This window comes from Pseudomonas sp. 14P5.3.2, from assembly GCF_057799175.1.
The window spans coordinates 42,389-64,483 of the sequence record NZ_JBYOKU010000011.1 but is presented as its reverse complement, the minus strand read 5'-3'; the positions used below and the strand labels follow the sequence as shown (position 1 = coordinate 64,483).

Annotated in this window: 20 protein-coding genes; 14 read left to right on the top strand and 6 right to left on the bottom strand. The window is 60.7% G+C overall.

Annotated features, from left to right (window positions below; all coding sequences use genetic code 11):
- The first annotated feature begins 131 nt into the window (after positions 1 to 131).
- Together xthA and AC27VU_RS11555 are read left to right on the top strand one after the other, a co-directional pair.
- The gene (gene xthA / locus AC27VU_RS11560; RefSeq protein ID WP_226501300.1) at positions 132 to 944 is read left to right on the top strand and encodes an exodeoxyribonuclease III; all 813 of its coding nucleotides are present in this window, start codon (positions 132 to 134) and stop codon (positions 942 to 944) included.
- Positions 945 to 1,132: 188 nt separating this feature from the next.
- Complete coding sequence (locus tag AC27VU_RS11555) at positions 1,133 to 2,467, top strand: substrate-binding domain-containing protein (protein WP_338801403.1); 1,335 nt, start codon at positions 1,133 to 1,135, stop codon at positions 2,465 to 2,467.
- Between the two features lie 131 nt (positions 2,468 to 2,598).
- Here AC27VU_RS11555 and AC27VU_RS11550 read toward each other — a convergent pair whose 3' ends face one another.
- Positions 2,599 to 3,828, bottom strand: coding sequence for an acyl-CoA dehydrogenase (locus AC27VU_RS11550; RefSeq protein ID WP_003223710.1), 1,230 nt, complete (start codon positions 3,826 to 3,828; stop codon positions 2,599 to 2,601).
- A 157-nt stretch (positions 3,829 to 3,985) separates the two neighbouring features.
- Here AC27VU_RS11550 and AC27VU_RS11545 point away from each other — a divergent pair, with 157 nt between their 5' ends.
- The 3 genes from AC27VU_RS11545 (at position 3,986) to AC27VU_RS11535 (ending at position 6,561) form a co-directional block, all read left to right on the top strand.
- Positions 3,986 to 4,915 (top strand): LysR family transcriptional regulator, encoded by a 930-nt coding sequence (locus AC27VU_RS11545; RefSeq protein WP_045122379.1) that lies wholly within the window; start codon positions 3,986 to 3,988, stop codon positions 4,913 to 4,915.
- 197 nt (positions 4,916 to 5,112) lie between these two features.
- Positions 5,113 to 5,514, top strand: a complete 402-nt coding sequence (locus AC27VU_RS11540; RefSeq protein ID WP_007951507.1) for a MerR family transcriptional regulator — start codon at positions 5,113 to 5,115, stop codon at positions 5,512 to 5,514.
- 147 nt (positions 5,515 to 5,661) lie between these two features.
- The gene (locus AC27VU_RS11535; protein ID WP_488724105.1) at positions 5,662 to 6,561 is read left to right on the top strand and encodes a hydroxymethylglutaryl-CoA lyase; all 900 of its coding nucleotides are present in this window, start codon (positions 5,662 to 5,664) and stop codon (positions 6,559 to 6,561) included.
- Positions 6,562 to 7,226: 665 nt separating this feature from the next.
- Here the strand turns inward: AC27VU_RS11535 and AC27VU_RS11530 are convergent.
- Positions 7,227 to 8,924, bottom strand: a complete 1,698-nt coding sequence (locus tag AC27VU_RS11530; RefSeq protein ID WP_488724104.1) for an AMP-binding protein — start codon at positions 8,922 to 8,924, stop codon at positions 7,227 to 7,229.
- A gap of 208 nt (positions 8,925 to 9,132) precedes the next feature.
- Between AC27VU_RS11530 and AC27VU_RS11525 the strand changes: the two genes are divergently transcribed.
- The 4 genes from AC27VU_RS11525 to AC27VU_RS11510 all read left to right on the top strand — a co-directional run bounded on the left by AC27VU_RS11525 (position 9,133) and on the right by AC27VU_RS11510 (position 14,801).
- Positions 9,133 to 10,296, top strand: a complete 1,164-nt coding sequence (locus AC27VU_RS11525) for an isovaleryl-CoA dehydrogenase (RefSeq protein ID WP_003223703.1) — start codon at positions 9,133 to 9,135, stop codon at positions 10,294 to 10,296.
- A 13-nt stretch (positions 10,297 to 10,309) separates the two neighbouring features.
- Positions 10,310 to 11,917: a carboxyl transferase domain-containing protein gene (locus tag AC27VU_RS11520; RefSeq protein ID WP_103520333.1), complete on the top strand. Its 1,608-nt coding sequence runs from the start codon at positions 10,310 to 10,312 to the stop codon at positions 11,915 to 11,917.
- Between the two features lie 119 nt (positions 11,918 to 12,036).
- On the top strand, positions 12,037 to 12,852 hold the full coding sequence (locus tag AC27VU_RS11515; RefSeq protein ID WP_488724103.1) for a gamma-carboxygeranoyl-CoA hydratase: 816 nt from the start codon (positions 12,037 to 12,039) through the stop codon (positions 12,850 to 12,852).
- Complete coding sequence (locus AC27VU_RS11510) at positions 12,852 to 14,801, top strand: acetyl/propionyl/methylcrotonyl-CoA carboxylase subunit alpha (protein WP_488724102.1); 1,950 nt, start codon at positions 12,852 to 12,854, stop codon at positions 14,799 to 14,801. The genes AC27VU_RS11515 and AC27VU_RS11510 overlap by 1 nt, the downstream gene beginning before the upstream one ends.
- Positions 14,802 to 14,840: 39 nt before the next feature.
- On the opposite strand, the gene AC27VU_RS11505 is transcribed toward AC27VU_RS11510, so the two are convergent.
- Entirely contained in the window at positions 14,841 to 15,500 is a 660-nt protein-coding gene (locus tag AC27VU_RS11505) for a LexA family protein (protein ID WP_488724101.1), read from the bottom strand.
- A gap of 131 nt (positions 15,501 to 15,631) precedes the next feature.
- Between AC27VU_RS11505 and AC27VU_RS11500 the strand changes: the two genes are divergently transcribed.
- A complete protein-coding gene (locus AC27VU_RS11500; protein WP_003223691.1) occupies positions 15,632 to 15,970 on the top strand; it encodes a DUF6124 family protein in 339 nt (112 codons plus the stop codon).
- A gap of 220 nt (positions 15,971 to 16,190) precedes the next feature.
- Here AC27VU_RS11500 and AC27VU_RS11495 read toward each other — a convergent pair whose 3' ends face one another.
- Complete coding sequence (locus AC27VU_RS11495; protein WP_157160359.1) at positions 16,191 to 16,355, bottom strand: hypothetical protein; 165 nt, start codon at positions 16,353 to 16,355, stop codon at positions 16,191 to 16,193.
- A gap of 96 nt (positions 16,356 to 16,451) precedes the next feature.
- On the opposite strand from AC27VU_RS11495, the gene AC27VU_RS11490 reads away from it, so the two are divergent.
- Entirely contained in the window at positions 16,452 to 17,603 is a 1,152-nt protein-coding gene (locus tag AC27VU_RS11490; RefSeq protein ID WP_003223690.1) for a M14 family metallopeptidase, read from the top strand.
- 149 nt (positions 17,604 to 17,752) lie between these two features.
- A complete protein-coding gene (locus AC27VU_RS11485) occupies positions 17,753 to 18,952 on the top strand; it encodes an MFS transporter (protein WP_488724100.1) in 1,200 nt (399 codons plus the stop codon).
- Here the strand turns inward: AC27VU_RS11485 and AC27VU_RS11480 are convergent.
- Positions 18,949 to 19,494, bottom strand: coding sequence for a cytochrome b (locus AC27VU_RS11480; RefSeq protein ID WP_003223686.1), 546 nt, complete (start codon positions 19,492 to 19,494; stop codon positions 18,949 to 18,951). The two genes, AC27VU_RS11485 and AC27VU_RS11480, sit on opposite strands and share 4 nt — an antisense overlap.
- A complete protein-coding gene (locus AC27VU_RS11475) occupies positions 19,491 to 20,585 on the bottom strand; it encodes a catalase family peroxidase (protein ID WP_488724099.1) in 1,095 nt (364 codons plus the stop codon). Before AC27VU_RS11475 ends, AC27VU_RS11480 begins: the two co-directional genes overlap by 4 nt.
- A 157-nt stretch (positions 20,586 to 20,742) precedes the next feature.
- On the opposite strand from AC27VU_RS11475, the gene AC27VU_RS11470 reads away from it, so the two are divergent.
- Together AC27VU_RS11470 and AC27VU_RS11465 are read left to right on the top strand one after the other, a co-directional pair.
- Positions 20,743 to 21,249: an RNA polymerase sigma factor gene (locus tag AC27VU_RS11470; protein WP_400496205.1), complete on the top strand. Its 507-nt coding sequence runs from the start codon at positions 20,743 to 20,745 to the stop codon at positions 21,247 to 21,249.
- Entirely contained in the window at positions 21,246 to 22,001 is a 756-nt protein-coding gene (locus tag AC27VU_RS11465) for an anti-sigma factor family protein (protein ID WP_488724098.1), read from the top strand. Before AC27VU_RS11470 ends, AC27VU_RS11465 begins: the two co-directional genes overlap by 4 nt.
- Positions 22,002 to 22,095: the final 94 nt, after the last annotated feature.

The window sequence follows — 22,095 nt, the reverse complement described above, 5'->3', positions numbered from 1 at the left end:
GAGCGAGCTTGCTCGCGAAGAGGCCTGCCCAGGCAACCCACATCCCACAGACAAAAATGATTTCTCCCACCCCACACTGGCCCCCATCCCACATGTCAGCTAGCATCGCCCTTTTGCCAGGACTGCCGACCATGAAGATTGTTTCCTTCAACATCAACGGACTGCGCGCCCGTCCGCATCAGTTGGCAGCGCTGATCGAAAAGCATCAGCCGGACGTGATCGGCCTGCAGGAAACCAAGGTCCACGACGACCAGTTCCCGCTGGAAGAAGTGCGGGCGCTGGGCTATCACGTTTATTTCCACGGCCAGAAAGGCCATTACGGCGTCGCCCTGCTTTCGCGCAAAGAGCCGATTGCCATTCACAAAGGTTTCGCCACGGATGAAGAAGACGCGCAGCGCCGCTTTATCTGGGGCACCTTCGCCGACGCCAATGGCGTGCCGGTGACCATCATGAATGGCTACTTCCCGCAAGGCGAAAGCCGCGACCACCCGACCAAATTCCCGGCCAAGCAACGCTTTTACAGCGACCTGCAAACCCTGCTGGAAAGCCAGTTTCACAACGAGCAGCCGCTGGTGGTGATGGGCGATGTGAACATTTCCCCGGAAGACTGCGACATCGGCATCGGCCCGGACAACATGAAGCGCTGGCTGAAAACCGGCAAATGCAGCTTCCTCCCGGAAGAGCGCGAGTGGATGGCTCGCCTGAAAAACTGGGGCCTGACCGACAGCTTCCGCCACCTGAACCCGGACGTGACCGACATGTTCAGCTGGTTCGATTACCGCAGCCGTGGGTTTGAAGATGAGCCCAAGCGTGGCCTGCGCATCGACGTGATCCTCGCTTCCCATGGCTTGCTGCCACGGGTCAAGGATGCGGGCGTGGACTATGAACTGCGCGGGATGGAAAAACCGTCGGATCATGCGCCGATCTGGCTGGAATTGGCCTGATCTCAAGCTTTAAGAGATCCTTGTAGGAGTGAGCCTGCTCGCGATGACGGTGGATCAGTCGATATGTTTGTTGGCTGATACTCCGCCATCGCGAGCAGGCTCACTCCTACATTGGATCCCTGTCATGTTTCGGTCATGCACCTGACTTAATCTCCCCGGCAATCCCCTTGGCCTGATTCGGTGCCGGCATGACCCTGCGTGTTCTGTTCGCTTTTCTGTCGAGTGCATGGCTGACGGTCAGTGCCGCCGCCCTGCCCATCCCTGAAAACGGCCCGGCGCTACGTATTCAGGGTTCCAACACCATCGGCGCCGATCTCGGCCCGGCGCTGGTCGAAGGTTTTCTGCAGGACCAGGGTCTGCTGAAAATCCACCGCGAAAACCCCGATACCGCCAACGAACAACACATCGTCGGCCAGACAACCGAGGGCAAGCGGGTGGTGGTGGAAGTCGCCGCCCATGGTTCCAGCACCGGTTTCACTGCACTGAAAACCGCCAGCGCCGACCTTGCCGCCTCCTCCCGTCCAATCAAGGACAGCGAACTGCTGGGCCTGCAATTTCTCGGCGACCTGAAAAGTCCCGCCGCCGAACAGGTGATCGCCATCGATGGCCTGGCGATCATTCTCAATCCCGCCAACCCGCTGCAGCAACTGGACACCGAGCAACTGGCGCGGATATTCGCTGGCGAGGTGAAAACCTGGGAAGACCTCGGCGGTCGCGGCGGTGCGATTCATTTATATGCGCGGGATGATCAGTCCGGCACTTACGACACGTTCAAGGAACTGGTGCTGGGCCGTCGTGGGAAAAGTCTGAGTTCCACTGCGAAACGCTTCGAATCCAGCGAGCAATTGTCCGATGCGGTGAGCAGCGATCCGCAAGGTATCGGTTTTATCGGTCTGCCTTACGTGCGCCAGGCCAAAGCCGTGGCAATCGCCGATGGCGCATCGCAATCGATGTTGCCGCTCAATAGTCTGATCGCGACGGAAGACTATCCGCTGTCCCGCCGCTTGTTCTTTTATCTACCGCCCAGCAACCAGAATCCCTGGGCGTCGGCACTGGTGGCCTTTGCGCAAAGCCCACAGGGCCAGAAGATCGTCGCGGCCAATGGTTTCATCAGCCAGACCGTGCGTGCCATGACCGTCACGCCGAATGTGCTGATGCCCGAGGGTTATCAATCCCTCAGCCGTCACGCCCAGCGTCTGACGGTGAACTTCCGCTTTGAGGAAGGCAGCGCGAATCTGGACAACAAGGCACGGCAGGATCTGGCGCGGGTGCTCGACTATATAAAACGCCATGACAAAACCGAGCGCGCGGTGACACTGGTGGGGTTTGGTGACGAGAAAGACGACCCGGCACGGGCCGATCTGCTGTCGAAACTACGGGCGATGGCGGTGCGCCGCGAGTTGGTGAAAAACGGCGTGGTGCTGCGCGAGGTACGCGGGTTTGGCGCGCAGATGCCGGTGGCGACGAACAGCGCGGATGAAGGCAGGATCAAGAATCGGCGGGTTGAGGTTTGGGTGTACTGAACCTGATGCAGGTGTGCTGGATGCATGGGCCCCTTCGCGAGCAAGCCCGCTCCCACTTTTGATCGCATTCTTCCAGTCGGAATGCGGTCGAATGTGGGAGCGGGCTTGCTCGCGAAGCCGGCGACGCGGTCTTAATGACCGCTACGCAGCATTTCCTTCGGCACATATTTGCCGATCTCGAACTTGCCGATCGCCGCGCGGTGCACTTCGTCCGGACCGTCGGCCAGGCGCAGGGTGCGCTGCATGGCGTACATGTAGGCCAGCGGGAAATCATTCGAGACCCCGGCCCCGCCGTGAATCTGGATCGCCCGGTCAATCACCCGCAGGGCCACGTTCGGCGCGACGACCTTGATCTGTGCGATCTCGCTCTTCGCCACTTTGTTACCGACGGTGTCCATCATGTACGCCGCTTTCAGGGTCAGCAGGCGTGCCATATCGATTTCCATCCGCGAGTCGGCGATCTTGTCGACGTTACCGCCCAGACGTGCCAGCGGTTTGCCGAACGCGGTGCGGCTCACCGAACGCTTGCACATCAATTCCAGTGCGCGTTCAGCCATGCCGATCGACCGCATGCAGTGGTGAATCCGTCCCGGGCCAAGGCGACCCTGAGCAATTTCAAAGCCGCGCCCTTCACCGAGCAGAACGTTTTCGTACGGCACCCGCACGTTGTCGAACAGCACTTCGGCGTGGCCGTGCGGTGCATCGTCGTAACCGAAGACTGGCAGCGGACGGACGATTTTCACCCCGGGGGTGTCGACCGGCACGAGGATCATCGAGTGCTGGGCGTGGCGCGGTGCGTCAGGGTTGCTCAGGCCCATGAAGATCAGAATCTTGCAGCGCGGATCGCAGGCGCCGGAAGTCCACCACTTCTTGCCGTTGATTACCCATTCATCACCATCGCGCACGGCGCGGGCAGCCATGTTGGTGGCGTCGGACGAGGCCACGTCAGGCTCGGTCATGGCAAACGCCGAGCGGATCTCGCCGCGCAGCAGCGGTTCGAGCCAGCGCTGTTTCTGCTCTTCATTGGCGTAGCGCACCAGCACTTCCATGTTGCCGGTGTCCGGCGCCGAGCAGTTGAACGGCTCCGGCCCCAACAGCGAACGGCCCATGATTTCCGCCAGCGGTGCGTATTCAAGGTTGGTCAGGCCGGCGCCGAGTTCCGACTCAGGCAGGAACAGATTCCACAAACCTTCGGCCTTGGCCTTGGCCTTGAGCTCTTCCATGATCGCGGTCGGCTGCCAGCGATCACCCTCGGCAACCTGGCGTTCGAACACGGCTTCGGCCGGGTAAACGTAAGTGTCCATGAACGCGGTCACGCGCTCACGCAGTTCTTGCACCTTGGGCGAATAAGCGAAATCCATGAGCAATTACCTTCTATGGGCAGAGGTTGTTCAGATCATGCAATCGATGCTAGAACAGCGTTGATAATTTACCTAGCCTATTCTCGGCGTGTATAAACATTCATCACCGATATATGATCCGCTGATCGTCAGCCCCTAGAACAAGAGAAGCCGCGTTATGAATCTGAGTAAGGTCGACCTCAACCTTTTCATCGTCTTCGACGCGATTTACACCGAAGCCAACCTCACCCGCGCCGGGCAGATTGTCGGGATCACCCAGCCGGCGGTGTCCAACGCGTTGGCGCGGTTGCGCGAGACCTTCAACGATCCGCTGTTCGTGCGCACCGCCCAAGGCATGGTGCCGACGCCGATGGCGCAGAACATCATCGGTCCGGTGCGCAACGCGCTGTCGCTGCTGCGGGTGTCGGTGCAGGAGAGCCGGATTTTCAACCCGGCGCAGGCGGTGAAGACTTACCGCATCAGCATGACCGACCTCACTGAAGCAGTGATTCTGCCGCCGCTGTTCCAGCGTTTGCGGCGTCTGGCGCCGACCGTGATCATCGAGAGCTTTCTGTCCAAACGCCGCGAGACCACCAAGGAACTGGCCGCCGGACGTCTGGATTTCGCCGTGGATGCACCGCTCAACACCGACCCGCAGGTGCGCCACGTCAAGCTGATGGAAGACCGTTACGTCTGTGCGATGCGCAAGGGCCATCCGCTGGCGGGCAAGGAAAAACTCAGTCTCGATGATTACCTGTCGCTGACTCACATTCACATCTCCAGCCGCCGCAGCGGTCTGGGTTATGTCGATCTGGCGCTGGGCAAAATGGGCATTCAGCGCAAGATCGCCCTGCGCTCGCAGCATTACCTGATGGCATCGCAGGTGATGCAGCAGACCGACATGGTGATGACCGTGCCCGAGCGTTTCGCCCGGCGTAATGACTTGCATGCATTCAATCTGCCGGTCAACGACGTACCCCCGGTGGAGACCCACCTGTACTGGCACGAGAGCACCGATCAGGACCCGGCGAACCGCTGGATGCGCGAGCAGATGATCGAGTTGTGCCAGCAGGTGACGGCGCATGAGAAGAAGCTCGATAAGGTGTAGGGCTGGCAACCGCGTTATCGTTCTTCGCGAGCAGGCTCGCTCCCACAGTTGATCGCGTTCCATCTGAAGAAACGCGACCGAGTGTGGGAGCGGGCTTGCTCGCGAAGAGGCCAGCACTCGCGCCACACATCTTGAACCTTGACGTAAACGTCAACTCGCCATTAGCTTAGCGCCAAGACCTTTTCCCGAGCGCTTTCATGAGCAGCCAGACCTACAGCATTTCCGACCTCGCCCGCGAGCTGGACATCACCACCCGGGCGATCCGCTTTTATGAAGAACAAGGCCTGCTCAGCCCTGAGCGCCGTGGCCAGGAACGCATCTACTCGCCACGCGACAAGGTCAGCCTGAAACTGATCCTGCGCGGCAAGCGCATCGGTTTCTCGCTGGCCGAATGCCGCGAGTTGATCGAGCTCTACGACCCATCCAGCGGTAACACCAAACAGCTCAACAGCATGCTGGCGAAAATCAGCGAACGCCGCGAACAGCTCGAGCAGCAGTTGCTCGACATCGAACAGATGAAACTGGAACTCGATACCGCTGAAGAGCGCTGCGTGCAGGCGTTGGAGCAGACACTCAAGAGCCAGCAAGTAGCGCAGTAATCAGCCACAACTCATTCCCTGTGGGAGCGGGCTTGCTCGCGAAGGCGGAGTGTCAGGCGACAAATTTTGTATCTGATACACCGCATTCGCGAGCAAGCCCGCTCCCACAGGGACCTCATGTAATTCCGAAAATGAGCAGGTCAACCCATGTCCCTCCCCTCCCAAGTACGCCTGATCGAAGTCGGCCCGCGCGATGGCCTGCAGAACGAAGCCCAACCGATCAGCGTCGCTGACAAGGTGCAACTGGTTGATGCCCTGAGCGCCGCCGGTTTGGATTACATCGAAGTCGGCAGTTTTGTCTCACCGAAATGGGTGCCGCAGATGGCCGGCTCCGCCGAGGTGTTCGCGCAGATCCAGCGCAAGCCCGGCGTGACCTATGGCGCACTGACGCCGAACCTGCGCGGTTTTGAAGACGCGCTCGCTGCCGGGGTCAAGGAGGTGGCGGTGTTCGCCGCCGCTTCAGAGGCGTTCTCGCAGCGCAACATCAATTGCTCGATCAGCGAAAGCCTGGCGCGCTTCGCACCGATCATGGAAGCCGCGAAACAGCACGGCGTTACCGTGCGCGGTTACGTGTCCTGCGTGCTCGGCTGCCCGTATGAAGGCCAAGTCGCGCCGGAACAAGTGGCGATGGTCGCCCGCGAGTTGTACGCGATGGGCTGCTACGAAGTGTCCCTCGGCGACACCATCGGCACCGGCACCGCAGGCGCCACGCGGCGGTTGTTCGAAGTGGTGTCGGCGCAAGTGCCACGGGAAAAGCTCGCCGGCCATTTCCACGACACCTACGGCCAGGCGATGGCCAACATCTACGCCAGCCTGTTGGAAGGCATCGCGGTGTTCGACAGCTCTATCGCCGGCCTCGGCGGCTGCCCGTACGCCAAAGGCGCGAGCGGTAACGTCGCCACCGAAGACGTGGTGTACCTGCTCAATGGTCTGGGCATCAAGACCGGTATCGACCTGGATGCCTTGATTGCGGCGGGTCAGCAGATCAGCGCGGTGCTCGGTCGTCCGAGCGGTTCGCGTGTCGCCAAGGCTCGCAGCGCACAGTGAGGGCGAAGGTGTTACCGCTGTGTCCGAAACGTGGGCATAGACGAGTAACACGGAAACAAATTGTCTGGTTTGCCCTGAAGGAAAAATCCTTAAAAAACTCAAACCATTGATTTATAAGAGTTTTTAAAAGTTGGCACGGCTTCTGCTATCTCTATGGCATAACAAGAATAAAAAGCAGCAAACCAATAAAAATAAGACGTACCGACTCTGACATAACAAAAACAACACGGCAGAGACGCAGCTAACAGATTTTTTTGGAGAAGGTGTGCTTTTCAGGGTGCTCTCAGGAGTGACCCGCAACCGGGCAGAGAACAATAAAACTACCTTCAGGTAGCTCCCGAATCGGTTGGATCGTTTAACGAGAAAGCAGATCAGCGCTCAAAAAAATACGTTTGCTCTTGACCCCGGATGGGGGTCGCCAAAAACAGCGGTAAAGGGCCACGGTTGCCAAAAACAACAACAGACCGCCCCTCAATAATAAGAAAGAGCACGCGACGACAAAATTAAAGGGGAGCTTCGGCTCCCCTTTGTGCTGTCTGTGATTCCTGAAAATACTCTATCTCCATTGTGGGAGCGGGCTTGCTCGCGAATGCGGTGTATCAGGTACAAATTTGTCGCCTGACACTCCGCATTCGCGAGCAAGCCCGCTCCCACAGGGGTGGTGGTTACCGTTCGATTGTTTTTAACTCCTCGATACTGATCTCACGCATCCGAAATTTCTGGATCTTCCCCGTCACCGTCATCGGAAACTCTTCGACGAACTTGAAGTGCCGTGGCGTCTTGAAGTGCGCGATGCGCTCCTTGCACCAGGCTTGCAACTCCAGTTCGGAAGCATTGTGGCCGGGGTGGAATTTGATCCAGGCGACAATTTCCTCACCGTAACGCGAGCACGGAATGCCGATCACCTGCACATCCGCCACCGCCGGGTGGGTGAAGAAAAACTCCTCCAGCTCACGCGGATAAATGTTCTCGCCACCCCGGATGATCATGTCCTTATTGCGCCCGGCGATGTTCACGTACCCCTCATCGTTCATGCTCGCCAGGTCGCCGGTGTGCATCCAGCCTGCCTCATCGATGGCTTCGGCCGTGGCTTGCGAGTTGTTCCAGTAACCGAGCATCACGCTGTAACCGCGGGTGCAGAGCTCACCGATGGTGCCGCGCGGCACCAGGTTGCCGGCCTCGTCGATGATCTTGCTTTCCAGTTGCGGCTGGGTACGGCCGACGGTGGTCACGCGCAATTCCAGTTCGTCGTTTGGTCCGGTCTGCAGCGACACCGGGCTGGTTTCGGTCATGCCGTAGGCGATCTGCACTTCGCTCATGTGCATCTCGCTGATGACCCGACGCATGACTTCGATCGGGCAAGTCGCGCCAGCCATGATCCCGGTGCGCAGGCTCGACAGATCGAATTCGCCACGCAGCGGTTGATCGAGCATGGCGATGAACATGGTCGGCACGCCGTACAGGCCGGTGGCTTGTTCTTCGGCGACGGTTTGCAGGGTCAGTAACGGGTCGAACGCGTCGTTGGGATAAATCATGGTGCTGGCGTGGGTGATACAGCCGAGGTTGCCCATGACCATGCCGAAGCAGTGGTAGAGCGGCACCGGGATCACCAGGCGGTCGCTCGGGGTCAGGCCGATGCTTTCACCGACCATGTAACCGTTGTTGAGGATGTTGTAGTGACTGAGGGTCGCGCCCTTGGGGAAACCGGTGGTGCCGGAGGTGTACTGGATGTTCACCGGCTGATCGAAGTGCAGGCTGTCACTGCGTTCGCGCAACTGCTCGGGCGAAACACTGCTCGCCAGATCGGCCAGTTGCGACCACGGCAGGAAGCCTGATGGAGGCTGCGCATCGAGGCTGATCACCCTGCGCAAATCCGGCAGGCGTTCGCTACGCAACTGGCCGATGGATTGCTCTGCGAGTTCCGGCACCAGCCCTTGCAGCATGGCGTGGTAGTTGGAGGATTTGAAAGCGCCGGCGCAGACCAGCCACTGGCAACCGGACTGCTTGAGCACGTATTCCAGTTCGGAGCTGCGGTAGGCCGGATTGATGTTGACCAGAATCACGCCGATCTTCGCCGTGGCGATTTGCGTGATGCACCACTGCGCACAGTTCGGCGCCCAGATACCGAGCCGATCCCCCGCCTGCAAACCCAGCGCCAGCATGGCCCTGGCGTGCAGATCGACGCTATCGGCCAATTGCTGCCAGGAGTAGCGCAACTGCTGATGACGCACCACCAGCGCCTCGCCGTGGGGGTGTTGCGCGACAGTCTGGTCGAACTTCTGCCCGATGGTCATCGCCAGCAAGGCTTTGTCCTGGGAACCACGGGTGTAGCTGCGCTGCGGGTTTGCACTGGGTTGATCCATGACGACCCCTATTGTCTTTATTAGTGGGTTTACCGGAGCTCACTTCAACAAGTCTGTCCGCTTTCAATCTTGAACTGCCCCTACTCTCGCTCAAGTTGACGTTAACGTAAAGGGTGATTGACAGCCATTCACCACAGGCTTACGTTAACGTAAAGGTGAGAGCCATTGACCGCCCTCCCCACCCTACAAAAAAGCCAAAAGGTGACCCATGAGCTACCCATCCCTGAACTTCGCCCTCGGTGAAACCATCGACATGCTGCGCGATCAGGTTCAGTCCTTCGTCGCCGATCAGATCGCCCCACGCGCTGCGCAGATCGACCGCGACAACCTGTTCCCCGCCGACATGTGGCGCAAATTCGGTGACATGGGCCTGCTGGGTATCACCGTGCCGGAAGAGTACGGCGGTGCGGGTCTGGGTTACCTGGCGCATGTGGTGGCGATGGAAGAAATCAGCCGTGGCTCGGCGTCAGTGGCACTGTCCTACGGCGCGCACTCCAACCTCTGCGTCAACCAGATCAACCGCAACGGCAACCACGAACAGAAAAGCCAATACCTGCCGAAGCTGATCAGCGGCGAACACGTCGGCGCCCTCGCCATGAGCGAGCCGAACGCCGGTTCCGACGTGGTCTCGATGAAATTGCGCGCTGACAAGCGCGGCGACCGCTTCGTCCTCAACGGCAGCAAGACCTGGATCACCAACGGCCCTGACGCCAACACCTACGTGATCTACGCCAAGACCGACCTGGAAAAAGGCCCGCACGGCATCACCGCGTTCATCGTCGAACGCGACTGGAAAGGCTTCAGCCGCAGCAACAAGTTCGACAAGCTCGGCATGCGCGGCTCCAACACTTGCGAGCTGTTCTTCGATGACGTCGAAGTGCCGGAAGAAAACATCCTCGGCGTGCTCAACGGCGGCGTGAAGGTGTTGATGAGCGGCCTCGACTACGAGCGCGTCGTGCTCTCCGGCGGCCCGACCGGGATCATGCAGTCGTGCATGGACCTGATCGTGCCGTACATCCACGACCGCAAGCAGTTCGGCCAGAGCATCGGCGAATTCCAGCTGATCCAGGGCAAGGTCGCCGACATGTACACCCAGCTCAACGCCAGCCGCGCCTACCTGTATGCAGTCGCTCAGGCCTGCGAGCGTGGCGAAACCACGCGCAAGGACGCCGCCGGGGTGATCCTCTACACCGCCGAGCGCGCCACGCAAATGGCCCTCGACGCGATCCAGATTCTCGGCGGTAACGGCTACATCAACGAATTCCCGGCCGGGCGTCTGCTGCGTGACGCCAAGTTGTACGAAATCGGCGCGGGCACCAGTGAGATCCGGCGCATGCTGATCGGCCGCGAACTGTTCAACGAAACCCGCTAAAACGGAGCTGCACATGGCTATCCTGCATACCCAGCTCAATCCCCGTTCAGCGGAGTTCGCCGCCAACAGCGCGGCGATGCTTGAACAGGTCGACGCGCTGCACACCCTGCTCGCCCAAGTGGCGCAGGGCGGCGGCGCGAAAGCCCAGGAACGTCACACCTCGCGGGGCAAGTTGCTCCCGCGCGAACGCATCAACCGCCTGCTCGATCCGGGCTCGCCGTTTCTCGAGATCAGCCAGCTCGCCGCGCACGCGGTGTATGGCGAAGACGTTCCCGCCGCGGGCGTGATTGCCGGGATCGGCCGGGTCGAAGGTGTCGAGTGCATGATCGTCGCCAACGACGCGACGGTGAAAGGTGGCTCGTACTACCCGCTGACCGTGAAAAAACACCTGCGCGCGCAGACCATCGCCCAGCAGAACCGCCTGCCGTGCATCTATCTGGTGGACTCGGGCGGCGCCAACCTGCCGCGTCAGGACGAGGTGTTCCCGGATCGCGAGCACTTTGGCCGGATCTTCTTCAACCAGGCCAACATGAGCGCCATGGGCATTCCGCAGATCGCCGTGGTCATGGGCTCCTGCACCGCGGGCGGCGCGTATGTGCCGGCGATGGCTGACGAAGCGATCATGGTGCGCAATCAGGCAACGATTTTCCTCGCCGGCCCACCGCTGGTGAAAGCCGCGACCGGTGAGGTGGTCAGCGCTGAAGATCTTGGCGGTGCCGACGTGCACTGCAAGATTTCCGGGGTCGCCGATCATTACGCCGAGAGCGACGAGCACGCCCTCGCCCTCGCCCGCCGCAGCGTCGCCAACCTCAATTGGCGCAAGCTCGGCGAGGTGCAGCAGCGCACGCCGATTGCGCCGCTGTATGCCAGCGACGAGTTGTACGGTGTGGTTTCGGCCGATGCCAAGCAACCGTTCGATGTGCGCGAAGTGATTGCACGACTGGTCGACGGTTCGGTGTTTGATGAATTCAAGGCGCTGTTCGGCACCACGCTGGTCTGCGGTTTTGCGCACTTGCATGGCTACCCGATCGCGATCCTCGCCAACAACGGCATCCTCTTCGCCGAAGCCGCGCAGAAAGGCGCGCACTTCATCGAACTGGCCTGCCAGCGCGGCATTCCGCTGCTGTTCCTGCAGAACATCACCGGGTTCATGGTCGGCCAGAAGTACGAGGCCGGCGGCATCGCCAAGCACGGCGCGAAACTGGTGACCGCCGTGGCCTGCGCCAAAGTGCCGAAATTCACCGTGATCATCGGCGGTAGCTTCGGCGCCGGTAACTACGGCATGTGCGGGCGCGCTTACGATCCGCGTTTCCTGTGGATGTGGCCGAATGCGCGCATCGGCGTGATGGGCGCCGAGCAGGCCGCGGGCGTGTTGGTGCAAGTCAAGCGCGAGCAGGCCGAACGCAGCGGCCAGACCTTCAGCGCCGCGCAGGAAGCCGAGATCAAGCAACCGATCCTCGATCAGTACGAAGAGCAGGGTCACCCCTACTACTCCAGCGCACGGCTGTGGGACGACGGCGTTATCGACCCGGCGCAGACCCGCGACGTGCTGGGCCTGGCTTTGTCCGCGTCGTTGAACGCACCTATCGAACCGAGCCGCTTCGGCGTGTTCCGGATGTGATGCTTTTTTGTGGGAGCGAGCTCGCTCGCGAAAGCGGTGTATCAGTCGACGTATCCGCAACTGACAGACCGTCTTCGCGAGCAAGCCCGCTCCCACAGAAACCGTGGAGACGGATGAATATGAGCGACTTCAACACCCTCGAACTGCACAAAGATCCACGGGGTTTCGCCACCCTGTGGCTCAATCGTGCGGAAAAGAACAACGGGTTCAACGCCGAAATGATCCGCGAACTGATCCTCGCACTGGACAAGGTTGCCAGCGACGCCAGCCTGCGTTTCCTTCTGCTGCGCGGGCGTGGCCGGCACTTCAGCGCCGGCGCCGACCTGGCGTGGATGCAGCAATCGGCTGAACTCGATTACCACACCAATCTGGACGACGCCCGCGAGCTGGCGGAGCTGATGTACAACCTCGCCAAGCTGAAAATCCCGACCCTGGCCGTGGTGCAGGGTGCGGCGTTCGGCGGTGCGCTGGGGCTGATCAGTTGCTGCGACATGGCGATCGGCGCCGACGATGCGCAATTCTGTCTGTCGGAAGTGCGCATTGGTCTGGCGCCGGCGGTGATCAGTCCGTTCGTGGTGCAGGCCATCGGCGAACGCGCGGCGCGACGTTATGCCCTGACCGCCGAGCGTTTTGGCGGGCAGCGGGCGCGGGAAATCGGTTTGTTGTCCGAAAGCTACCCGGCCGCCGAGCTTGATCAAGCCGTCGAACAATGGATCGACAACCTGCTGCTCAACAGCCCCGCCGCGATGCGCGCCAGTAAAGATCTGCTGCGCGAAGTGGGCAACGGCGCGCTGACCCCGGCCCTGCGCCGTTACACCGAAAACGCCATCGCCCGGATCCGCGTCAGCCCCGAAGGCCAGGAAGGCCTGCGCGCCTTTCTGCAAAAACGTGCGCCGAGCTGGCAAGCCGCAACCACCACCAAGGAGCCGCGTTGATGAGCGCACCTGTTCTCACCACCCTGCTGGTGGCCAACCGTGGCGAAATCGCTTGCCGGGTCATGCGTACCGCCAAGGCGCTGGGCCTGACCACCGTCGCCGTGCACAGCGCCACCGACCGCGAAGCGCGGCACAGCCGCGAAGCGGATATCCGCGTTGATCTCGGCGGCAGCAAAGCCGCCGACAGCTACCTGCAAATCGACAAACTGATCGCGGCGGCCAAGGCCAGCGGCGCGCAGGCGATTCACCCGGGTTACGGCTTTCTGTCGGAGAACGCCGGATTTGCCCGCGCCATTGAACAGGCCGGGCTGATTTTCCTCGGCCCGCCCGCCTCGGCCATCGACGCGATGGGCAGTAAATCCGCGGCCAAAGCGCTGATGGAAACCGCCGGTGTACCGCTGGTGCCGGGCTATCACGGCGAGGCGCAGGATCTCGAAACCTTCCGCGAGGCCTGCGCACGCATTGGTTATCCGGTGCTGCTCAAGGCCACGGCCGGTGGCGGCGGCAAAGGCATGAAAGTCGTCGAGGACGTCAGCCAACTGGCCGAAGCCCTGGCCTCGGCACAGCGTGAAGCGCAGTCGTCGTTCGGCGATTCGCGGATGCTGGTGGAGAAATACCTGCTCAAGCCGCGTCACGTGGAAATCCAGGTGTTCGCTGACCAGCACGGCAACTGCCTGTACCTCAACGAACGTGATTGCTCGATCCAGCGCCGGCACCAGAAAGTCGTCGAAGAAGCCCCGGCCCCGGGCCTGACTTCGGAGCTGCGCCGGGCCATGGGCGAAGCGGCCGTGCGTTCGGCGCAGGCAATCGGTTATGTCGGTGCCGGCACCGTTGAATTTCTGCTCGATGCACGCGGCGAATTCTTCTTCATGGAGATGAACACGCGTCTGCAGGTCGAGCACCCGGTCACCGAAGCGATCACTGGCCTCGATCTGGTGGCGTGGCAGATTCGTGTGGCGCGTGGTGAAGCGTTGCCGATCACGCAGGATCAGGTGCCGCTCAATGGCCATGCGATTGAAGTGCGGCTGTATGCAGAGGATCCGTCGAATGATTTCCTGCCCGCCACCGGGCGTCTGGAGCTTTACCGCGAATCGGCTGCAGGGCCGGGGCGGCGGGTTGATAGCGGGGTTGAAGAAGGTGACGAGATTTCGCCATTCTACGACCCGATGCTCGGCAAGCTGATTGCCTGGGGCGAGGATCGCGAGCAGGCGCGGCTGCGCCTGTTGAGCATGCTCGATGAGTTCGCGATTGGCGGTTTGAAGACCAACATCAACTTCCTGCGGCGGATCATTGCGCATCCGGCATTTGCCGCTGCGGAGTTGGATACCGGGTTTATTCCGCGTTATCAGGAAACGCTGCTGCCGGCTCCGGGTGAACTGAGTGATGGGTTCTGGAATACGGCAGCGCAGGCTTTCGCGCAGAGTTTGCCGGGCACAGTTCGGGCGGATGATCCGGGATCGCCGTGGGCCTTGAACAGTGGTTTGCGCGCTGGTCTGCCGGCAGAAGTCACTTTGCATTTGAGCTGCGAGGGCCAGGATCGGGCGCTGACGCTGAATAGCTCAGGCAACGCCACACTGTCCGGTGAAGCACTGGAGGTCGAGCACGACGGCGTACGCCGTGTCCTGCGGGCAATTCGTCAGGGCGATTCGCTGTACCTGCAATGGGACGGCGAGTTGCGGCGCATTCAGGCGTATGACCCGATCAGCGCCGTCGACGCCAGCCACAGCCATCAGGGCGGTCTGACCGCGCCAATGAACGGCAGCATCGTGCGGGTATTGGTGGAGGCCGGGCAGTCGGTCGAAGCCGGTGCACAACTGGTGGTGCTGGAAGCGATGAAGATGGAGCACAGCATCCGCGCGCCGCATGCGGGAGTGGTCAAAGCGCTGTATTGCCAGGAAGGTGAAATGGTCGGCGAAGGCAGCGCTTTGGTTGAATTGGAAGCCGTGTAAATGGGAGATCGATCCTACGCAAAACGAGGATCGATCTGACTAGAAACGCGCCGTAGCCTGAACCACCACGCCGATGATTCGACACTCGTCGGTCAACAGGGCTTTGGGCCAGGTCGGATTGAGCGGTACCAGGTAACGCTGGCCGCCCTCTTCGTCCAGTTTGCGAAAGATCGCTTCATCGCAGCCTTGCCACTGGGCAATCACCAGTTTGCCGGGCACCGCTTCCACTTCCGGATCGATCAGGATCAACATGCCTTCGGCGATGCTCTGGCCCGAAGGTGCGGTCATCGAATTCCCCGTCACTGTCAGCCAGAACGCCGCGCCACGGGCGTGATAATCCGTCAGTTCGAAACGCTGCTTGTCAGGCGTCGCGGCGTAAGTCGTGGATGCACCCTCACGCACTTCGCACGGGGTGTGCCAGTCGCTGACCGGATAGCGGAAATACGGGTTGTACTTCTGCGCCAGTGGCATCTCGTCATCGTCGACTTCCTGCGGTTCGCGAATCACCAGCACCACTTCCAGGAAGTCCATGCCCAGCGCCTGCAACACGCGGTTCATTTCCGTGATGCCCGGCTCGCGACGTTTGTTCAGCCAATGGCCGATCCCGCCCTGGGACATGCCGACGCGCTCTCCGAGCTCTGTTTGAGTGATTTTGAGTTCACTCATCTTGGCCTTGACCAACTCAATCCATTTATCCATGTGCGGCACCTTACTCGGCCCGCCTTCGGCCGGCAAAACACATATTGTAGTATTTAAATTCTGGTCACAACTACGCATCGTACTATGCTGAAAGCACGGACTTTCAATCGAACAAGGAGTGACCCCTCACCATGAATATCAGCAGTAAAGACTTGCCCGACCTGCAAATGGACACCACGTTCACCTCCCCTCAGGGCAACGCAGCAGCGCAGCGAGCACTGGACTATTACTTGAAACCAGCTGTGTCAGAACCCGAAGTCGACGAGCGTTTTTTCGATGTGAAACGCCACCTCAGTGGCGAAGAGGCTCTGGTGCACGCCTCGGATCTGCTGCGCTGCGCAGCCGCCACCGCCTTCAAGGCAGCCGAAAACCTGCAAGGCGCAAGCCGTGACCTGGCATTTTCGGTGGTGCATATGGTGGATATGGCGCGAGCGATGGTCGACCATTCAATTGATGGCGAGCAGCTCTGACGAACACGGAAAAAGGAACGGACAGGAAAGAATTTTCCAATCGCGCAGATAAAAACATTTGACTTGCAAATGATAATGATTATTATTGCATGCAACTGGTCGCGAGATCAGTCGATGGAACAGAGACCTTAGGTCGGTCTCTGAACTATCTCCTCATCAGGCTAATCACGGTTTTTGACCCGGCTTTTTGCCGGGTCTTTTTTTTGCCCGTTTTTCGGGCTTATGGCTTCAGGCTAATGAAGTCTTTGGATGCTGCAAATTCGATGGCGCGGATAATATCAAAAGAATATCGCTTGGCAAGCTCAGCCCGGCCAGATTGGGGCAAACCAATGACAATTAGCACTTGAGAATCAATTGCACAGTCTCTAAGCTGCTTGCGCGTCATGGAAGACGCCCCCCACCGCAAGCCGCAATTTCCCTCGGTTTCCCTCCAGTCTTGCGTGTAAAGTAGCCGCCATAAAAATCATATTCAGGAATCGATATGACCGTGGCCAAATCTTCGTTCGACATCAGCGCCAATTTCGACAGCGGCAACATCCAAGTCATCGACATCTCCAATCCGCTCAACCCGGTTCTGGCCATTCGCCCCGATACCCGCAGCGCGCATTTTCAGTGGTTCCACTTCAAGGCCAGCGGCCTGCATGTTCATCAGGAACACTGGTTTCGCCTGGTCAACGCCAGCCAGTCCTCCTACAACAAAGCCTGGACCGGCTATCAGGCCGTCGCTTCCTACGATCACGTCAACTGGTTCCGCATTCCCACCAGTTTTGAAGGCGACAGCCTGCGCTTTTGCCTCGAAGCCGAGCAAACCCATGCCTGGTTCGCCTACTTCGAACCCTACAGCCGCGGTCGTCATGACTGGCTGATCGAGCAGGCGCTGACCAAGGCCGGCACCGAACTGCTGGCCACCGGCAAGAGCGTCGAGGGTCGTGACATTCAACTGCTACGCAAGGGCAGCGGTGCCGAAGGTCAGCGCAAAGTCTGGATCATCGCGCAACAGCACCCGGGCGAGCACATGGCCGAATGGTTCATGGAAGGCGTGATCGAGCGCCTGGAACGCCACGACGATCCCGTGCTGAACACGCTGCTCGCCAGTGCCGATCTGTATCTGGTGCCGAACATGAACCCGGACGGCGCCTTCCACGGTCACCTGCGCACCAACGCCATGGGCCAGGACTTGAACCGCGCCTGGCAGAGCGCCAGTCAGGACGTCAGCCCCGAAGTACTTTTCGTACAGCAGCAAATGGAAAAGTACGGCGTCGATCTGTTCCTCGACGTACACGGTGATGAGGAAATCCCCCACGTGTTCACCGCCGGTTGCGAAGGCAACCCGGGGTACACGCCGCGCATCGAGAAGCTCGAAGAGCATTTCCGCACCCACCTCAAACACACCACCAAAGATTTCCAGACCAAGTACGGCTACACCCGCGACGAACCGGGCCAGGCCAACATGACCCTGGCCTGCAACGCTGTCGGCCAGAAATACGACTGCCTGTCGCTGACCCTGGAAATGCCGTTCAAGGATCACGATGACCATCCGAACAAAGAAACGGGCTGGTCCGGCAAGCGCTCGAAACAGTTGGGCAAGGACGTGCTGACCACCATCGCCGACATGGTCGACACCCTGCGCTGATCCCTCCCCTGCTCCACCCAAAGATCGCAGCTTTGTCTGCGATCTTTTTTTTGCGCAATCAAACGCCACGACCAACAAGGTTGCAAATTAAAACCAGAATCCTTACCGTGATTCTGGTTTTAATTTGAAACCCAAAAAGGAATCAGGGCATGCAACCTCAACCCCTCAAAAGCAGCGTTGTGCTGCTGTTCGCCATCGCCTGTGGACTGGCCGTGGGCAACGTGTATTTCGCGCAGCCGCTGCTGGACGCCATGGCCGAGGCCTTCGCCATGTCGCCGGCAACCATCGGCATCGTCATCACTCTGACGCAGATCGGCTATGGCATCGGTCTGGTGTTGCTGGTGCCGCTCGGCGACCTGCTCAACCGACGGCGGCTGATCGTCACCCAGACCCTGCTCTCGGCCGCCGCGCTGTTGATGATCGCGCTGGCGCCCAGCAGCGCGTGGTTGTTGCTCGGCATGACCCTGACCGGTTTGCTCGCGGTGGTGACGCAAGTGCTGGTGGCGTACGCCGCGACACTGGCGATCCCGGCGCAGCGCGGTCGCGTGGTCGGCGTGGTCACCAGTGGCATCGTCGTCGGCATTCTGCTTGCTCGCACGATTGCCGGGGCCATGGCTGATCTGGCGGGTTGGCGCGCGATCTATCTGCTGTCTGCGGGTCTGACGCTGCTGATGGCGCTGCTGCTGTTGCGCGTATTGCCCAAGGATGAAGCCGCACAGCCCGCGAGCCGTTACGGCGCGCTGATCGCTTCGGTGTTCAGCCTGTTCCGGCAAGAACCGGTGCTGCGCCAACGGGCAATTCTCGCGTTGCTGACCTTCGCCAGCGCCATGGTCCTGTGGACGCCGATGGTACTGCCGCTGGCAGCCCCGCCGCTGTCGTTGTCGCACAGTGAAATCGGCCTGTTCGGCTTGGCCGGCGCCGCCGGTGCACTCGCCGCCGCGCGTGCCGGACATCTGGCTGATCGCGGCCTCGGCCAATGGGTCAGTGGTCTGTCGCTGCTGCTGATGCTCGCTTCGTGGCTGCCGATCGCCCTCACCCAGTCCTCGTTGTGGGCGCTGTTGCTGGGGGTGATCACCCTCGATCTGGGCTTGCAGGCCGTGCACGTCACCAGCCAGAGCATGATCTACAGCGTACGTCCCGAAGCGCAAAGCCGCCTCACCGCCGGCTACATGCTGTTCTATTCGATCGGCAGCGCATTGGGTTCGATTACCTCGACGGCGATGTACGCCTGGGCTGGATGGACCGGCGTGTGTCTGCTTGGCGCCGCTATCAATGCAGTGGCGCTGGGTTATTGGTGGCTGACCCTGAAAAGTGGCGCACCCCAGCGGTGCGCCACACAAGCGGGTTAATCGCGATCGCGACCGCGCAACATGCTGTCGAGCACCTCGTCGCGGCGCACCCAACCGTGGAACAGCGCCGCCGCCAGGTGCAACAGCACCGTCAGGAACAACAGGTACGCCAGATAGCCATGCGCCTTGCGCAGCAGGGCAAACACTTGCGCATCGGCCGGCAGGATCGACGGCAATTGCAGGGTATTGCTGAGCATCACCGGCTCACCCGACGCACTGATCATCGCCCAACCGAGCACCGGCAGCACCAGCATCAACGCGTACAACAACACATGCGAAGCCTTGGCCGCCATCACCTGCCAGCCCGGCAGATCGGCCGGCAGCGGCGGCTGTCGGGTAGAAAACCGTACCAACAGGCGCACGACCACCAGCAGCAGAATTGCGATCCCCAGCGGTTTATGCAGATGAATCAGCCATTCATGCCGCTGTGAAACCGAAGTGACCATGCCGGCGCCAATGAACAACATGGCGATGATCATCAGCGCCATCAGCCAGTGCAGCAGCCGCGCCAACAGCGCGAAATGAGTCGGTTGCGTGCTCATGGGCGAGCCTCCTGACGGGCGGCGGGCAATTGGCTGACTTCGCTGGTTCGCCGCAGATAGGAATCGGCGTAACCGGCGGAACGCGCGGCGAGCAGCGGGTCGTCAGAGCCTTCGATACCAGCCGGCAGCACCAGCGGATCGTAGTTGATGTCGCGGCATTCGCCGCTGAGCTGCGGCTGAGTCTTCTCCAGCACCAGCGTGCCGGCGTTGATCACCTTGCGGCCCTCGGGCCAGGCTTTGCTGGCATCGTTCACCGGATCACCGGGGTTGGCCAGGGTGATATTCAACTGCCAGCGCAACGGCCCTTCGGCCAGACGTTGCACCAGATCCTTCTCGAGAAAATCCGCACCCTCCGGCGCCGCTGCGCCAGCGGCATCACGCGCCAGTGGCGTGACACTCCAGCGCACCGCCTGCTTCTGCCCGCTGGCGTTGACCAGATAGAACGCATTCACACTGTTGTAGGTTTCAGTGGCATAGCTGGCCGACGGTTTGGCGGTCTTCACCCACGTCAGAAACGGCACGGCTTCCGGGTGGGCGGCGAAGAATGCCGGCACTTTCGACGGATCCGGTTTACCTGTGGCCGGATCCGGCGACTGTGCCTGCTGCAATTGGTAGAACGCCTCGGGAGTGCCGACCGGGAACACCGGCATGCTGTTCATCCCGGTGCGCCATTGCTGACCGTTGGCCTGGGTGAATCGCAACGCCAGACTGCGGATTGGCACACTGCTGTCCGGGGCGTAGGGATTCCCCGCCGGCAAGGCGAAGCGCCCGACTACCGGGGTCTGCGCCTCGTTGAACACATGCGCGACAGAAAACGCCCGCGCCTCGCCACTGCTCTCGAAATGCCCGATCACGCACACGCCCTTGGCGTGGTTGCGCCGAAACCCGGGATGCACACCGTTGTTTTTCTCCAGCACATCAACCAGCGCCTTGGGCGTCAGACGTTGTGGGTCAAGATTACCGTGCACGTAGGCAAACGCCCCGGCGACAGCGGCAACGACCACGGCAATCGCCGTCAGGCGCAACACTGTGCTCGCGGCACTTAAGGGCGGGCGCGGCGGCCTGCCCGGCGGTGAAGTGCGATCAACCATGAATAACTCCAGGGCCATCGGCCACAAGTAGGAAGAATCAGCAAGACGCACCCCATCGGGATTTATTCCATGGCCCGGTATTTATTTTTCCGAACGTGGAATAACCTCGAACGGCAGACGTCTCCCTAGTCCACAGCGTAGTGACTAGCAGAAATTCATGAGCGAATTCGACGAACAGTTGAGAGAAATCATTCCCAGATTGCGCCGCTTTGCCGTGTCACTGACCCGCAACAGCAGCAGCGCCGACGATCTGGTGCAGGCCAGCCTCGAGCGGGCCCTGTCCGGCTGGGGCGCAAAACGCGCCGAGGGTGACGTGCGCGCATGGCTGTTCGCGATCCTCTATCGGCAGTTTCTCGACGCCCACCGACGCTCCCGCCGTTATGCGCGGATGCTCGAATTCTTCACTGGTCGCGACGACGCCGAGCCCTCGACTGAACGCACAGTCCTCGCCCAATCCACCTTGCGAGCCTTCGATCATCTGCCCACCGAGCAACGCGCTTTGTTGCTGATGGTCTCGGTCGAAGGCCTGAGCTACAAGGAAGTCGCCGAAATCCTTAACGTCCCCACTGGCACCGTGATGTCGCGCCTGTCCCGCGCCCGCCAGGCCTTGCGCCAGCTCAGCGATGGCGAAATCAGCAGCCCTTCTTTGCGGATACTCAAATGATCAGCATGCCCCCCAGCGAGCGTGATCTGCACGCTTACGTCGACCATCAACTCAACGAGGCCGACCGACGGGTACTCGACGCCTGGCTGGTCAATCATCCGGAAGAGGCGGCGCAGGTTCGCGCCTGGCAGCACGACGCCCAGCTACTGCGCGCGGCACTCGGTGGTGCATTGCAGCAACCGGCCAATCCGGCGCTTGAACCGGCGCTGATCCGCCAGCGTCTCAAGCGTCAGTCGCGACGTCATCTGGCCAGCGCGGCGGTGTTGCTGATCGCGGTCGGCATCGGCGGTTTCAGTGGCTGGCAGGCGCGGGAAATGACCCTCGTACGCTCTTCCACGCTACCGATGACCGATGCCTTGCAGGCCTATCGATTGATTGCCCAGCAGGGAATTCTGCCAGCGGACTTCAAGGTTGCCAGTGACGGCGACATGCAGCATTGGCTCGACCGCTATTTCACCCGGGCCAGTCGCTTGCCGGATCTGAAATCCGCCGGCTTCGAGCCGGTCAGCGGTCGTCTGCTCAGCACCGATGAAGGCCCGGCGGCGATGGTGGTGTATGAGGATCGCAGCGGCAACAAGATCAGTTTCTACGTGCGACCACCGGGACCTGAAAACACCTTCCTGCCACGCGGCAGCCGCAGCGACGGCGATCTGCAGGCCGATTACTGGTCCGGTGGCGGATACAACTATGCGCTGGTCAGCCCGACGGACTCGCCGGCGGCGCAGGTGCTCAAGCAATCACAACCCTTCTGAATCTACTGCATACCCCTGTGGGAGCGGGCTTGCTCGCGAAAGCGGTGTGTCATCCAACAATGTTGTCGACTGATCTGCCGCTTTCGCGAGCAAG